Origin of the sequence: Oligoflexus sp. (assembly GCF_035712445.1) — a bacterium.
Classification (GTDB): Bacteria; Bdellovibrionota_B; Oligoflexia; order Oligoflexales; family Oligoflexaceae; genus Oligoflexus.
Map to the genome: position 1 here is coordinate 19,434 of NZ_DASTAT010000006.1, position 15,679 is coordinate 35,112.

The following is a 15,679-nucleotide window of genomic DNA, read 5'->3' on the forward strand; positions in this document are numbered from 1 at the left end:
TAAACAAGGGAATGGATCGGCCCGGTTGGTATAGCCTTTCGCGTGGGGAATTGCAACTCCCCGGACCGGGTTTTGCGAGGTCCGGGGCCCTGTTTTATCGGGACATCACGTAGTTGACGCCGAAATTTGTATCAGCATAGCGCTGGCCGTTCACATCATAGGTGAAATAATAGTTCAGCACGCTGCACGATTCGGGAAGGTTGCCGAGCGAGCCCGACCATATTTCAAAGCCCTCGGCGGTGGGGGAGCTGACATAACCATAGCCATAGCTGAATTGCGGCTGAAAGCTGAGGGGGAGCCTATCCTCGGACCGAAAGCCGTCACAGCTGTAATGTGCGGTGACGTTTTTCTGCCAGCCGATATTCAGCACAGCGACCGTGAAGGTTGCATAGGATCCATAAAATTGCTTCGATCCCAGAACCTGCTGCACGTTCTGCCCTGCAAAAAGCATGGGGCCGGATTTAAGCTCGAAGCCCCCGGCACCATAGTTGCGACCGGCCACATCATAGCTCACGTCGAAGGTATAGGGTTTGCCTGAACTGAGATTGGTCCATGCTTCCCAAATTTCATAGCCCTGATCGGCAGGGCCGTAATAGGTCGCGGGAACCTCAAGGCTTTGACCGTCCGCGTCCTTAAATACGAGCGTGACCGATTTTTCATAAGCGAGGTTCTTGACCCGCACCCGAGCCTGGGTGCTTTGCCAGACCATACCATACTTGGACATGGGAACATTCATAGTCGACACGAGGGTCAGTTCATCCGCGGCCTCGGCCACAGTCCAAAAAAACAGACCGCTCAGACTGCACAAAGCCATGCGTTGCAACACGTTCATACTCAACTCCTTTCGCCGTTCAAGGGTCCAGTGATAACGTGTTGTTTGGGATCTTCGCAAGGCCATTGTCAGAACTGGGCCACGGATTGGTTACTTTCCGCGGGCGCGGACCAGCTCATGGAAGAGCGTGCGGGTATCGACCGGAAGGTTTTCCCAGTCAGGCATTTCAAGAAAACTCTCATAATCGAAGGGGGACTGCTGCCGCGCCCGAATCTGGCGCTCCGCAAGCAAAGTCAGCACCCGCTGGTAGGCCTGCATAAATTTATCAAGGTGCTTTTCATGCTGCAGGCCGCTCAAGGCCTCGTCGAGACGGACCAACTGATGCTCGGCCGCAAACTGACTGATGGTCGGCAGGCTGGGATTGCCAAAGACCTGATACCCGGCTTCGAGCGCGACGGGCGACAGCCTTGTCAACTCGCGCAGGGCCTCGATTTCCAGGGCTTTGCAGTGGGCCAGCTCCTGCATGTCCATGGATAAGGACACATCAAAGACGAAGAGGAAGAGTTCGGTCACGCGGCCGTCTTCAAGGATGGGGATCCACTTGAATTTCAGATGCTTCGCCCGATCCAGATCATCAAAGACCTTGATGCCGCCCAGGAGTTTCTCCAGCATCGGATCCAGGGTTTCCGGCTGTTTCATGTGCTCCTGGAAAAACGCCGCAAGCTCTTTCCCACTGCACGGCAAGGGGCTGAGCCGCATGCGACGCAGGAAGAAATGCATTTCATGCCAGGCTTCAATGTCAAAGCCTATGGTTTGGCGCAGATGATCGGAATATTCACTGCTGATGCGAAGGCTGTTCTGATCATCGAGGTTGATCCAAAGTATGCCGGTGGAGATGGATTGGAAGATAGTCCGCAGCTCGGTTGTGCGTTCCAGAATCTTCTGGTCCAGGCTGCGGATCTCGACCTCGATTTGTTCCTTCAAGGTTTTGATTTCCGACTCCTGTTTTTCCGCTGTGACGAAGGCGTCATTGATCCGGGTGGCCAGGAGCACTGATTGAAAAATCATGGTACCCAGATAGGTCAGGGGTTGAGCGGCCGAATGCATCTCGATATTCCAACGCGTGTTCAGGGCCTCAAAGAGAGCCGAGAAAAATGTCACCGCCGCGCAGATCACCATAAGAACGGCTCCGGAACGGCGCTGGCGCAAAGCCCTGGGGATGACGAACATGTAATTGATGATGTTCAGGAACACCAGCGCATAAACGATGGAAAGAAGGAAGGGGAAGACGCGCGGCCCGAGCAGCAGAAAGACGCTCGACGTTCCCGCGATGGACCAGCCCAGAAGCGAAAGATGTTTGGGCGCCTCGTTTTCAAAGACTGTTCTGACGAGGCTCACTGTTGATGCCAGGAGCAGGTAAGCCGCCAGCGTCTCCAGGCGCCAGTACCAGTTTTCTGGAATATTAAAAAAGAAGTGCAGCTGCCCGTGCCCAGAAAGAAAGAGTCGGAGCATCAGAGCGAAGGCGTTGATGGAAAGAAAAATCGCCGTGCTCGAACGCCGGCGCAGAAACGCAAAGATCATGTGATAGAAAAGGCAGGCCAGGATTCCCGTGAGAGCCAGAAGATCGTAGGAATAATGCAGAAGGTCGGCGCGGGTTCCCTGCCGATCGCTGCGGACGTGCAGAGCGCCGCGGAAACCGCAGGATGGCGCTTCATGGCAACGCAGACGAAGTTCGACCAGAAGATTCTGACTTTTCACTTCATAAAGAAGATTCAGGCGCTCCGCTCCTGTAGTCTGGTCCTGAAACCAGACGCGCTCGCCATTGATGGTAAGCTCTGCGACTCCAAAAAGCCGAATCATGCTGAAATGGAGAAGAGTGCCGAGACGTTCCTCGGGCAGCCGCAGGGCGAAGCAAAAAGCTCCGGTCGGATCCTTATAAGGTTTCCCGGATGGCCGCTTATAGGAAAATACCGGAAAGGTCCGCGTGTCCTGTTCGACTTTATCAAAGTCACAGGCCTTTTGATTCCAAGCCAGATTACCCTGAATGCTCAGACCTTCCGCTTCCGCCGTGGCATCCCAGATAAACTCCGGGAGGCTGCCCGCCTCCAGCCTTGGGATTGTCAGCAGCATGATCAGAAGGACAAGGATCTTCATGAGGCCACCTCATGAAATCCATAACGCCGCGGCAGGGAAATGCACCACATGCCCTGACGAAAACCCTGTTCATTCTTGCGGCTTCTCCAGACAATGCGAATCTGCCCACCCATCTGCCGCATCGCGGCCTGAACCGCGTCCATACCGAGGCCGCGACCCGAGATATCATTGACAGCCGTTTTGGTGGAAAAGCCGGGCGCAAAGACGAACTGCACCAGCTGCTCGTCGCTCAGGTCCTGATCCGCGCTTATCAGGCCTTTTTCCAAGGCGCGCCGGCGAATGCTGTGAAGATTCAGGCCGCGGCCATCATCATGGACTTCGATCAGAATCTTTTCACGAAAGTGCAGCGTGATGAAAATGGACCCCTGGCCGGGTTTATTCTGCGCGCGCCTTTCCTCGGCATTTTCCAGGCCGTGATCCAGGGCATTGCGCAGAATATGAGTGAGGCCGCCCAGGAGTTTGCCCTGAATGCTTCTGCGGATACCCACCTCGCCGCCTTCGATGATAAGCCGCGGCTTGGGTTTGCCAAGCTGCTGGGCCACTGATGCGAGTCCTTCTTCCACGGATGCGACAAGGTCATCCAAGCGAATGAAGAGCGACTTCACATAGTTTTGCCAGGCCGTCTGCCATGCATCCGAGGGTGCTTCGAAGCGTGCAAACAAAACCTGACCGCAGACGAGGAGCAGATCCTCCTCCTTTTCCCGAGCAGGAAAATTCTGACTGCTGAAACCAAGCATGCTGAAGGCTTTCTGATGCGAAGCCCATACGGTAAAAAGCGTATCGAGACGGCTGAGCGGCTGTCGCAGAAGTCTTTCTTCCATCTCATGAGCCGTCCGGGCGAGCCCCAAAAGTCCGAAGCCTCGGGCGAGGCCTTTGAGAGTATGGAGTTCACGCAGAAGAGCGGGGGAGCGTTCGGGCGCGGAGTCCTGGCTGCCGCTTTCCAGACGGCGCATGATCTGCTGGGCTTCCTGCATAAAGACCGGCAGATTATCGGATTCTGTGGTCAGAAGCTGCAGCATCCTATCGAAGATCTGCTGCTCCATTTCAAACTGATGATAAACGGAACGTTCGGAGGAAACATCGACCAGGACGAGCAGGATGGAATGGATGCTGCCGTCCAGCACAACCGGAGCCCAGGCGCACAGGTAACTCTGCGTGGCCTTGTCACCGATCACAAGCAGCTCCTTGGGCAAATTTTCGGCATTCAGCTCAAAGCTGATGGCATCATCACCGATCATCACGCCCAAAGTCGCTTCAAGCTGAGCCCTTTGATCCGAATCCAGATGCGTTTCCAGAAAAAAGTTTTGCACCAGCGGCCACGTGATCGTGTCAGCGCCCAGGATTCGTTTCATGGACTGGGAAAGATAGGAACCCACTTCCAAATGCCCATATTTCCCCTCGATCAAAAGTACGCCTTCCGGCAGGTTATGAAGCAGCGTGGACATTTCCTCGGTGGTCTGATGAATCCGGCGCTCCAGGATTTCCGCCTGCTTCCGAAGCTTTTGATTCAGGCTATTGATGCCCCGGGTCTGACGCTCGACCCTATGAAAGGTGCGATCAAAGCTTACCGACTGCGATATCGAAGCCCCGAGCGAGAAGAGCAGCATGCCGACACCGAGCAGGCTGTAGTTCTGATCAATCTTATTCACCGAATTATAGATTTCCACCAGGGCCATAGCGAGCAGCAGGGCGGTTGCCGGCAAAAGAACCAGCGTCCCCTGGCGGCGATTCAGGTAGGCGCGGAAGAGGGTCCACATCACAGGACCTATGATGGCGATCGTGAAGATCTGCATGGGCCGCAGCAGGATATGCGAAAAAGAGAGCGGCGTGAAAAAAACGATAGCGCATGTGATGATCGCGACCACCCGTGCGACCTTAACCAAAAGACCCGGTGTTTCGTCGGGATAAATGGAACGGATCAGATGCACTCCAACCAGGATCCCGCCGTAGTAGGTCAGCCAACCCAATTTATAGACGATCATTTCATTGCAGCCGAGCTCGGACAGCCAATGAGAGGAGCCCGTGCTCAGCATCCGGGCGACCACCAGCAAAAAGAAGAGCCCGAGATCACGATAGGCTTCGAATTTTCTGCGGAATGTGAAAAGCCAAAGGTGATAGATGGAAGAGAAGACGAGCAGGCCGAAGACCAGGAAATCAAAGGCCATAAGGTCGAAGCTGATTTTTTGCAGGTCTTCGGCCCGACCAATCAGAAAGCGGTCGACAAAACCGCCCGTATGCATATGCCAGTTGAAGGTCTGAATGACAAACTGCAGAGTCTTCTCGCGCGGCACTATGAAAATTCTGTTATGCCCGGGCGAGCGATCGAAGAGATCCGTCCCATCCGGTCCGAAATCATGCTCAATGATTTTTTTGTTGTTCATCCAGATGGTGGACGATCCCAAGGACCGCGGGAGCCATAGTCCCAGACGCTCGCCTAAAAGGCTTTCGGGAAGGTGAATGGTCATACGGTAGGTGGCTTTGCCCTGGCGGCTGAGGCCATCGTGTTCGAGTGCGCTCCAGACATCGGGAAAGGGCACCAGGCGGACCTTGGTTTCACCGGCTGTGAATTCATCGGGACTTGAGAGTTGATCCCAGATCATTTCTGCTTCGCCGGTAATTTTATAGAGTCCACGTCCCTCGTCTGGGAGCACGGCCGTCCCCTGCACGAGCTTGACCTCGGGAATAGCCCACGCCTTGTCCATCAGAATGAACAGAAAGAGAAATATGGCGAGCACATTGCGCATAAAACCCAGTGTCAGGTATAACCGTTCAAGATTTCGGCTATCCCGTATCGCAATCTTTCCAGGAAAACTGTTGTTCCGCTTTTGAAAGAGGATAAAACATCCGGTGAAAACCGGATGTTGAAGTGGAAATCTGCTTGAGTGGTAAGGCCCTTTAGAGCGTTCCGGGATCCGCCGGGTCGAGGCCCTGGCCATTCAGAATCGGAGCTGTGGTATCCCCAGCCGCCGCAGCGGGTTGCAGCGCCTCGATCAGTTTCTGATCTTTGAAGGTAGGGCCCGCAGCGCCATTGGGAAGAGACCACTGAACCTGAATCTGTAGCCTTGCCACCTTTTCGCGAAGCGCGGGAAGATCGCTGGCCGTCACGGTATAGAGCGCATGCCAGACCGAATTCTCAGGATTCAAGGTGATGCGAACGCCTTCGGCATCATTGCTGAGCCACTGCACGCGATTCTGATAAAGCCCGAGGTCGAGTCGATTGTTTGTGCCGGCTTCATTCAAACGGCAGCCATACTCGCTGGAAACCGCTGTGTCCGTGGCATCCTTGCGCAAAGAGCACATGAGGTAGGAGCCGGAGATATTATTGGGAATGTCGACGCGTTCGGCATCATCATCATTCTGTGTCGACTTTTTTGCGCTGCCATCATCATCTTTGCGCGCGGCTATGAAACCATTCATGACCGGATTGCAAGCCGCGAGAAAAGCGATAAGAATGGCCAACGTCAGGTGCTTCATGGTTTTTGCTCACAGTAACTTTGTGTCGCGCGACTCTGCTGCTGTTTTTGACAGCCAGCCTGGGAACGATCCCTCAGGGCCACCAATTGAGTACCGGCTAGATCCAAAGACTCCAATCGCGTGAGTTGCGCCAAAGGTTCTATGGACTGCACGGCGGTATTTTTCAGCTGCAGAATGCTGAGGCGAACTTTGGAGCGCAGAGGCTCAAGGTCCTTCACGCCGGTGGTGCCGACCAGGAGCGTCGTCAGCTGATCCAGTCCAAGAAGCGGCGTTAAACCCGTAACGCCTGGGTTCTCACTGATGTTTAAGGACTCAAGCTTCTGCAAATTGCTGAGGCATTTTAAATCGCCAAGACTATTGCGGCTGATATTCAGATTGGTAAGCTTTGTCAGGGCCGTGAGTCCCGAGCAGTCGCTCATCTTAATCCCTGAGGCACTCAGAAACTGCAGGGATTGAAGGTTTTCCAGGCCTTTCAGGTTGACCGAAGGCGCACCGTTCAGATTCAGTTCCTGAAGATTGCTGAGTCGTGCGAGAGGTTCCAGGCTGTAGGCCACGCTGTTGGCGCCCAGATTCAATTTTTCGAGTTTGATCAAAGCGGAAAGCGGCTGCAGATCGCTGATGCTGTTGTCGGTGGCAATCAACGATGTCAGCTGGGTCAGGCCGCTCAGAGGCGCAAGACTCGTGGCATCGAGGCTGTCCATGCGAAGAATGCGAAGGTTTCGGGCCTGGGCCAGTGGCGCAAGGTCGGTGATCACGTTGCCCGAGATATCAAGTTCCTGCAGTGCGGGTGTCGCGGCGAGGAAATTCAAACTGCTCAAAGCGCCGAAGGGGACTTCGAGCTTTTCCAGGTTTTTGAGACTGGTCAGAAACTGTCCGTCCGAGGCGAGGTTGCTGAGCAGGGTGAGCTGCTTCAAGGACGTGAGCTGACCGAGGACCTCGGGGTTGACGAGAGGCGAGGTGAAAAGATTCAGAGACTGAAGAGTTTTAACTGGAGTCAAAAAGCTGATATCGGTGACGTTAAAATCGGCGATTTCCAAATTGCTGAGCCGGGGCAAAGTCTGCAGGAAGGTATAGTCAAGGACGGGTGCTGCGCTGGGACTTTCGCCTGGTCCCACTTGGTTGGCAAGTTCCAGGGTCTCAAGTTTTTTCAACTGGGAAAGAGTTTCCAGTCCCGCGAAGGGCCCGCCCAGGAGATGAAGCTCGACGAGGTTCGTCAGCTGCCCCAGGAAAGCGAGATCTTTGATTTTGGTTCCCTGAATATCCAGGGTCTGAAGCTTATCCAGAGCCCTTAGAGGCGAGGGATCTGCGAGCTCAGCATTGTTATGGATATTGACGTTGGTCAAGTTCGTAAGTCCGCCGAGACTGTCGACACGCGTTATCATATTCGTGTGGAGACTCACCGATTGCAGATTCTTCAAGCCTGCGAGGGCCTCGATGGAGGCGATGGAATTTTTGGAAGCTTTCAGCAGTTTCAGCTGGGTCATGCCGCGAACGGCGCTGATGTCGCTTATGGAGTTTTCGGAAATACCGAGTTCGATCAGCTGCGTTAAGGGCGCGAGAGGCTCGATCTTGCTGATCCTGTTGCCCGAGACATCCAGGTATCGCAGCTGCTTCATATCTTTGAGCGGACTGAGATCGACGATACTATTATCCCTGAGATCCAGTCGGGCCAGGGCTGGCGCAAACGCCAGAAGACTGATGTCTCGTATGCCGCTGGCCACGAGATTCAGGTCCGCAGCCCCGACCAGATACGCGTAAAGTCCCTCGCAGCTGCTGCTGGATGAACGCTGCATGAGGACCTTGACGGTATAGGCCCGCTCCAAATTTTTACGATCGTCACAGAGCTGCGCGAAGCTTAAAAAGAGATTGTCGGTGGCGGGACCGATAGGCTGGGGCGTGACGGTCGCGGCGGTGCTGGCATTCGCCGCCCGCACCCGGCTCGCTGCGACGCCGCGATAGGACTGACCGCTCTGCTGGCACGCGCCGAGCAGTAAGAGCGATAGCCATGCGAGCCGCGCATGTTTCCCTGGCCTGACCATAGGGTAACGGGTCCTCTAATGAAAAAATAGCTTACGGACCGTATCGGCTCAGGGGCGGTAAAACTTGAAAAGTCAGGGACTTGTTCTGCTATTTGGATGGGTTACCAAAGCTCATATTTGCTCAGATCCAGGATCCCCGTGTCGAAATGTTTGGATTGGTCGGTGAGCTGCTGCACGCGATCGAAATAGCGCCAGAAATCGGGGTTCTGCCGACTGATGCCATAGAGGGCAATCCATTCCTTCAGCTGACGCGGATTCTTATTGAGCCGAAGCGTATCCCTTACGAAATTCTGCAGTTGATCCTCGCGCACCTTCACAAAGAAATTGGGAAAGGCTCCATAGACTCCAGGCAGGACTTCCAGGCGATCCTCGGCGGGCACGCGGCGGCCGTCTTCGCCAAACATGAAGCTGACATTCAGATGCTCTTTATGATGAATCAAACTATAGAGGCGATCGTCTTTGCCTTCGACCAGAAGGAAGGTCAGGTCGGGCAGCATTTCATACTGGGCTCCGGTATGATTATTCAGCTGATCCAGGACCTTGTCGCGAGGCGGCACGACCGGAGTCTGGCCCCGAACCCGGGCATTGAAGCGTTCCTTGAGCACGTACTGCAAAAATTCCCGCTTCGGATCTTGCGTATAATAGGGAATCAAACTGGAGGCCGGCACGCCTCCATAGGGATTCAGATACTTCATGAGTTCCTGGGCAGCCAGGCCCCGATACCAGTGGCGCCTTAGGTTTTGCCTTGTTTTGCTGGGGAAAAACGAGAGAAAAAGATCCTCGGATTCCACCCGCAGATTGTCCATGTACATGCGGGTCGCCGACTGATGGAAGACATTGCCAAAGACATCAAAGCCGGCCACGAGCAGATAGTACATGCGTTCGAATATGGGATAGTCCATGACCCATATCGTTTTGGGAATGCGGCCGATCGCGCCTGTGCTGACCGAGGCGTTGTCAAAGTGCCGGAAGACGGTTAAGAGCGCCTGGGGATTATGACTGTCGCCGTCCCAGATGTCATTCAGCTCTAGACCTTTCGGAAAGCTTTCCGCGAAGAGCTTCTGTCTTTGCTCGACGAAATCAAGCTGCGCAGCCTTGTATTTCACATAAAGGCTCGACAGGGGATTATTGCGGCCTTCGGCCGGTAGACTCAAATCCTGAGCCGCGCGCTCCAGAAAACCGGGGCTCTGCTGGGCGAGGTCTTCGCGTGGGGCGAGGAAGAGTATGTGGAAATGCTCATCAATGACATTCACTGCGATCGGCCCTTCACAGACGGGGCCTTTGATGAAGGCGCTCACGAAGAAAAGGGAATTGTCGAGCAGGAAGCGATAGCGGCTTTCGGCGGGAATAGCCTTGAAGGCGAGAAAGGGATTGGCTGCGACCTTGTTCTCGTAGCTTGGAAAATCCTGCGCCTCCAAAGCCCAGGGCTCTTCGAAAAAGATTTCCTGCCAACGCTGCCAGGTTTCCTGGGAAAGGGGATAGATCAGATGATTTTTCAGCGTCAGCGTCTCTTCGACTTTCTGCAGTCTATAGTAAAAAGTGCTGACGCCCGGATCATCGAAAGGCCAGGTAGTGGCGATCACATCAATCGGCTCGGGCGCTTTGGTGCGCGAGCGGACCATGCGGTAGAATTCACCCGGCAGTTCCGGGATGCGGAGATGTCCGAGGAAAAGATGCTCATAGATATAACGGGCCACGAGACGATGCTTCGGATCGCCTTGATTCCAGAGCTGTTCCCAGCGGCGCAGAGCCAGGATATTTTGGGGCTGCGAAAGCTGCAGTTGCCGGGACGCCGTGAGCTTGGGATAGCCGCTTTCGAGCCAGCGATTGATGATTTTTATTTCGTGCGGCGCCAGGGGAGGAAACCCATAAGGCATGCCGCTGTTGGGGAGTTTTTTCTGGTACTCCTCAAACTGGGCATTATCCGCTGGGCATTCATGACTTTCATTCGACACGACACCGACGGGACCGGGATACATGACTCGTTGCCATAACAGGGCTTCGGTCAATGACGGTTGGCCGGGCTTCATGCGCGCGACGGGGAAAAAATCCTTCTTCTGCATCCATTCCAAAGCCGAATGCGCATCGACGAAGAGGCGAGAGGGTTCCGCCGCGGTAATGCGGGTGCCATCGTAAAGAGGGTTCTTGGTGGCCCCGCGCCGCATGCCTTCGATGTGGGCCAGATTCAGCTGACAGGGGGCTGTATAGCAGGAGTGGCAGCTCACGCAGCGTTTATCGAGCAGGGGTTTCACACTCTTGAAATAAAACTGATCCTGATCCACCGAAGCGGATTCAGGAAGTTCCTTGATCACTGTGGGTTTTGCCGAAGTGCAGGCCGTTATGAGAAAGAGGAGCAGAAGGAACCGAAATCTCATCAGGCCGTAACCTCCGTTGCGCAATCGAGACTTCGTTCCACGCTATCATAATTAGGCTTTTTTCGATACCGCCGCGGGACTCCACCTTTTCAAAAGCAGGGCATTGGTGACGACGCTGACGCTACTGAAAGCCATGGCGGCGCCGGCGATCATGGGACTCAGGTAACCCAGGGCCGCCAGGGGTATGCCCAGGGCATTATAAATAAAGGCCCAGAACAGATTCTGCCGGATCTTATGATAGGTCCTGCGCGAGATTTCCAGAGCATCGGGAATCAAAAGAGGCTGCCCTCGCATCAGAGTGATGCCGGCCGTATGCATGGCCACGTCCGTGCCGGTGGCCATGGCCATCCCCACATCCGCGGCGGCCAGCGCCGGCGCATCATTGATGCCATCACCGACCATGGCGACTTTATGCCCTTCCAGTTTCAGGCTCTTGACGATATTCGCCTTGTCTTCCGGCAGAACTTCGGCAAACACCTTTTGAATGCCCAGTTTCGTTGCGACCCGCTCGGCGCTCGGCTTATTATCGCCGGTGATCAAAACCGTCGTGAGACCCTGATCATGCAGGGTGGCGATCGTCGCTGCCGCATCGGCTTTCAAGGGGTCACTGAAGGATAATGCCCCTAAAAGCCGTGCGCTTTTCTTGTCAGCGATATAGGAAACGGTCTGGCCTTCCAGTTGCCAGGCGTGGACGACGGAAGCGACTTCATGGGTTTTAATGCTGTAACTTTCCAGGTAACGTGCGGTGCCGATGATGAGTTCATATCCTGCGACCTCACCTTCGACGCCTTTACCAGCGACCACTCTGGTATTGCGGGCGGGTTCGACCTTGAGTCCTTCAGCCTTGGCCTGGGCCACCACCGAACGGGCGAGGGGATGTTCGCTGCCGAGTTGCACTGCGGCGGCCAGCTGCAGAAGGCCCAGATGATTCTGATCCACAGCATGGATATCATTCAATGTGGGACGGCCCTCGGTCAGCGTTCCCGTCTTATCAAAGGCCATGGTCTTCACTTCATGGGCGATTTCCAGGGTTTCCGCATCCTTGATGAGGATCCCGTGGCGCGCCGCGAGACCCGTACCCACCATCATGGATGTCGGTGTGGCAAGACCGAGCGCACAGGGACACGCAATGACCAGAACAGCGACCGCATGAATGATGGCGGCTTCCCAGCTGGCTCCGCTGATGATCCAGCCGATCATTGTGATCAAGGCGATGACCAGCACGGCTGGAACGAAGATCGCGCTGACCTTGTCCACCAGTCTTTGAATCGGGGCTTTTTCGGTCTGGGCGGTTTCCACAAGCCGAATGATGCGGGCCAGAGTGGTTTCCGCGCCCAGAGCTTTGGTTTCCACAATCAATAGTCCATCGGCGTTGAGCGAACCTCCGGTGACCTTATCGCCTGAACTGCGCAGCACAGGAAGGCTTTCGCCGGTAATCATGGACTCATCGATCTGGCTTGTGCCTTCAACGATCACACCATCGACGGGAATTTTTTCGCCTGGCCGCACGATGACGCGATCACCGAGCACGACCTCCTTCATGGCCACTTCGATTTCCTGGCCGTCCCTTTGCACGCGGGCCCGATCCGGGCGCAGGGCCTCCAGGGCTTTGATCGCCGCGGTGGTCTGCTGCTTGGCACGCGCCTCCAGATATTTTCCGAGGAGCACGAGTGTGATGATCACGGCCGAACTTTCAAAGTACAAGGGTCCGCCCTTGCTCATCTGATAAAGACTGAGGCCAAACGCAGCGCTGGTTCCAAGGGCTACAAGCAGATCCATGTTGCCCGAAAGGGCCTTGGCGGCTTTCCATCCTGCTTTATAAAAGCGCGCACCCAGAACGAATTGAATAGGCGCCGTGAGTGCGAGCTGCAGCCAGGCGGGAAGCATGGCGTGATAGCCGAAGGGTTCGATCAGCATGGGACCGACCAGAGGCAGAGTCAGGAGTCCGGCGAGATAAAGCAGGATTCGCTCTCTTTCCAGGGAGACTGTGGCTGGTTTTTCTGAAACAGGCCGGGCCTTATACCCAACCTTTTCCACGGCAGCAAAGAGCGCGTCGGCCGAGCCTGGCTGTCCGGACCACTCCACGTGCGCTTTCTCAGTGGCCAGATTGACGACAGCATTCCCCACACCGGGGACTTTTTTCAGAGCCTTTTCCACACGATTCACGCAGGACGCACAGGTCATCCCTTCGATCGTGATATCCACAGCGGACGTTTGCATGATTTCCTCCTACGGCTGACGGTATCACCATCGACCCTACCACCGTGGGAAGGTCAAGGGAAAAAGTGACCGTTCCTTAAATTCCGGACTTGCTTTGCTTTTTCGACACCTCGGGTGCGAAGTTTTCGAGGATGGGGCATTCGGGTCGATCATCCCCATGACAATGCCGCGCGAGGTCCTCAAGGGCGTTTTTGATACTTTCCAGTTCACGAATTTTCACATTGAGAGCATCGATATGTTTTGTCGTGATCGTTTTTACGTCCTCGCTTTTCCGGGCTTTATTGCGCCAGAGCCCGACAAGTCTTTTGATCTCCGGCAGCGAAAAGCCCAGCCCACGGGCGTGTTTCACAAAGATGAGAATATGCACCTCGTTTTCCGAATACTGCCGATAGCCAGATTCGGTACGTGCGGCTTTAGGGATAATACCCCGGGCTTCGTAGTGACGAATAAATTTTGGATTGACGCCTGCAGCTTTGGCTGCTTCTCCGATATTCATGGTGATCTCCTCGCCCTGTCCCATGTTCAGACCTTCATAGTCAACCTTCCCATAGTGGTAAAGTCAAGTTTGAAGAAGACGGCAAGTTGATTTTTGCTTTTTGACAAAAATTTCAGAACTGTGAGGAATCAGAAGGAATCATTTCTTAAATTTATTTTTTTCTATAGGATGGTGTCAGTTGAGTTTAACTGGACAGCATCTTAGCCAGTCGGTGTAAGAAGGAGTCTTCCATGCAGTTATCTGTCGGTCAACGGTCGTATGCGAGTTGGATTGTTCCCGGTCTTCTTCTGACTCTTTGCAGTCATAACGCGTTCGCTGCGGGTTTCGCCATCCGCGGACAAAGCGCCAGCTCCATCGGGACAGCCGGTGCTTCGGACGTCTCGGGAACAACGGACATCTCCGCAATGTTTTCCAACCCTGCGGCGTTGAGTGCTTTCAAAGGCACCAACATTGCCGTTGGCGCCGCATTCATCATGCCCAAGGGCGAGTTTAGCGAAGGGAAAAGGACAGTTGCTAGTACAGGCGTCGAAGCTATTAACGATAGCGAAGACGCGAAGAAAAGCGATGATTTCGGTGATAACGCCACCATTCCTGCGATCTATGCAAGCTATGAAGTGAACGAAGACGTCACAGCGGGCGTTGCGTTGACGGCACCGTTTGGGACTAATACCGATTATGGTAAGGACTGGGTAGGTCGTTATCATGGAACGAAGACCGAGCTGGAGGTGATCAACCTCGACCTCGCAGCAAGTTATAAGCTGATGGAGAATTTGAAGCTTGGCTTCGGGGTTCAGGTTCAGAGTGCACGCGGTTTGATTGAAGGGGCGAGTAACTACGGAGCGGCGGCGAATGCGTCTGTTGCAACGACGGCGGCGCAGACAGCTGCGGGCCTTGTCCGTGATTACTATAACGCAGTTGGTGCCGGAGACTCGGCTGCAGCCGCTGCTGCCAACACCGCTATCGAAGCGAATCAGTTGGCCAAAGATTTCAGGACGGCGACTCAATCGGCTCTTGCAGGACAGCCCACATCCAGTTATCCAACGATCATCCAAAACACTCTGACTTCCGCGGGCGCCCAATACGTCGGGGGACAGGTCGTCGCTCGTGAAGGCCAGGACGATGTTTACGCTTCCTACGAAGGCAACGATATCGCCTACGGCTTCACCTTCGGTGTTCTTTATTCGCCAATCGCCGAACTCGACCTTGGTCTTTCCTACCGCTCGCAGGTGGTTCACAAAACCGAAGGTGACTTCAAGCTCTCAGGTGAAACCTCTGCTGCAGAGGCCTACGCCGCAAGCGTTGGCCTGAAACGCAAAGCCGACCTGAACCTCGCTGTGCCCGATATCATTGGCTTCGGCGCCAATTACAAAGGCGTCACCGATATGAACATCTATCTGAGCGCTTCGATGACCCGCTGGACGAAAATCAAAGACATCAACGTCGTCCCTGAATCCGGCGCCAACGTGTTGGTCCGCCTGGACTGGGAAGACGTCTGGCACGTCGGCCTCGGTGGTGATTACAAGGTCAACGAAAACGTCATCCTGCGCGCCGGTGTCGCAAGCGATAACTCGCCCACGACCGACGACCTTCGTTCCCCGCGGAGTCCTGACGACAACCGCCGCATGTATTCGATCGGTGGCCGCTATCAGGCAGAAGGTTGGAGCGCAGACCTCGGCTTCATGCACACCCGCTTGCGTGACCCAACACTCAATCTGAAAAACGATGCGTACCCAGAAGCAAACGGCCGCGGTGACCTTACTGGCAAATACAAGGTCACAGCCAACACCTTAATGGCTCAATACAATCGCGCTCTCTAAGATCAAAAAACAACCGCTAGTTTCGAGCTAGCGGTTGTTTTAGTGGAAGATTGTTGGAACGAGGTTCTCGATATTTCGTTTACACATTTCTGCTTAGCTAACTTATGGCAAGAAAGTTGATGAGCGATCCTTCGATATTAAGGTGTATAGACAAGCCTATAGCCTGCAAACATTATCGTGCCTGATTCAATATGAGTTGCGTTTCTGATACTCGTACGAAATCGAATTCTTTAATGCGCTATAATAATAGCCCAGGGGGATTCGAAAATGACGACGACCGGCAAACGACCGAGACGAGCTTTCACCGCAGAGCAGAAGTTCGCCATGCTGCA

The 15,679-nt window shown here is 54.6% G+C and carries 9 protein-coding genes; 1 reads left to right on the forward strand and 8 read right to left on the reverse strand.

Annotated elements, in window-relative coordinates:
• Positions 1-94: 94 nt before the first annotated feature.
• The 8 genes from VFO10_RS00830 to cueR all read right to left on the reverse strand — a co-directional run bounded on the left by VFO10_RS00830 (position 95) and on the right by cueR (position 13,530).
• On the reverse strand, positions 95-832 hold the full coding sequence (locus VFO10_RS00830) for a hypothetical protein (RefSeq protein WP_325136761.1): 738 nt from the start codon (positions 830-832) through the stop codon (positions 95-97).
• A gap of 90 nt (positions 833-922) precedes the next feature.
• Positions 923-2,926, reverse strand: coding sequence for a 7TM-DISM domain-containing protein (locus VFO10_RS00835; protein ID WP_325136762.1), 2,004 nt, complete (start codon positions 2,924-2,926; stop codon positions 923-925).
• Positions 2,923-5,670 carry an ATP-binding protein gene (locus tag VFO10_RS00840; RefSeq protein ID WP_325136763.1) on the reverse strand — a complete coding sequence of 916 codons (2,748 nt, stop codon included), beginning with the start codon at positions 5,668-5,670 and terminating at the stop codon, positions 2,923-2,925. The genes VFO10_RS00835 and VFO10_RS00840 overlap by 4 nt, the downstream gene beginning before the upstream one ends.
• Before the next feature lie 151 nt (positions 5,671-5,821).
• Entirely contained in the window at positions 5,822-6,400 is a 579-nt protein-coding gene (locus VFO10_RS00845; protein ID WP_325136764.1) for a hypothetical protein, read from the reverse strand.
• Positions 6,397-8,439: a leucine-rich repeat domain-containing protein gene (locus tag VFO10_RS00850; RefSeq protein ID WP_325136765.1), complete on the reverse strand. Its 2,043-nt coding sequence runs from the start codon at positions 8,437-8,439 to the stop codon at positions 6,397-6,399. Before VFO10_RS00850 ends, VFO10_RS00845 begins: the two co-directional genes overlap by 4 nt.
• Positions 8,440-8,540: 101 nt before the next feature.
• On the reverse strand, positions 8,541-10,814 hold the full coding sequence (locus VFO10_RS00855) for a fatty acid cis/trans isomerase (RefSeq protein WP_325136766.1): 2,274 nt from the start codon (positions 10,812-10,814) through the stop codon (positions 8,541-8,543).
• 51 nt (positions 10,815-10,865) lie between these two features.
• Positions 10,866-13,034: a heavy metal translocating P-type ATPase gene (locus VFO10_RS00860; RefSeq protein WP_325136767.1), complete on the reverse strand. Its 2,169-nt coding sequence runs from the start codon at positions 13,032-13,034 to the stop codon at positions 10,866-10,868.
• Between the two features lie 76 nt (positions 13,035-13,110).
• Entirely contained in the window at positions 13,111-13,530 is a 420-nt protein-coding gene (gene cueR, locus VFO10_RS00865) for a Cu(I)-responsive transcriptional regulator (RefSeq protein ID WP_325136768.1), read from the reverse strand.
• Between the two features lie 230 nt (positions 13,531-13,760).
• Between cueR and VFO10_RS00870 the strand changes: the two genes are divergently transcribed.
• Complete coding sequence (locus VFO10_RS00870) at positions 13,761-15,347, forward strand: OmpP1/FadL family transporter (protein WP_325136769.1); 1,587 nt, start codon at positions 13,761-13,763, stop codon at positions 15,345-15,347.
• Positions 15,348-15,679: the final 332 nt, after the last annotated feature.